The organism is Burkholderia sp. SIMBA_062, assembly GCF_046534765.1.
Classification (GTDB): Bacteria; Pseudomonadota; Gammaproteobacteria; order Burkholderiales; family Burkholderiaceae; genus Burkholderia; species Burkholderia ambifaria.
Genome location: NZ_JAWRYD010000329.1, coordinates 1 through 265, shown reverse-complemented (window position 1 = coordinate 265; position 265 = coordinate 1). Strand labels below are relative to the sequence as shown.

At 73.2% G+C, this 265-nt stretch carries 1 protein-coding gene; it reads right to left on the bottom strand.

What is annotated here, in order from left to right:
* On the bottom strand, nt 1-258 hold a 258-nt coding region (locus SB786_RS36560), incomplete at its 3' end, for a cupin domain-containing protein (RefSeq protein ID WP_410731627.1).
* Nucleotides 259-265: the final 7 nt, after the last annotated feature.

The window sequence follows — 265 nt, the reverse complement described above, 5'->3', positions numbered from 1 at the left end:
CCGGATACCGGCACGCGCGACGAGGTCGTCGAACCGCTCGGGCGCGACGCCCGCCGCCGAGGCCAGCACGTGCGCGTGCCCATGCGGCAGCAGCACGAAGTCACCCGGCTCCACGCGCAGCGGCGCCATGCCCTCCACGCTGATGATGTAGGGCTCGCCGAAGCCGGTGCGGAACACGGCGCCCTCCACCGCGGGTTTGTCGAACGCCCACGGCGCAGTGAGCGAGAAATGGCCGGTTACCACCGCGTCGGCGCGCAGGTCGGCC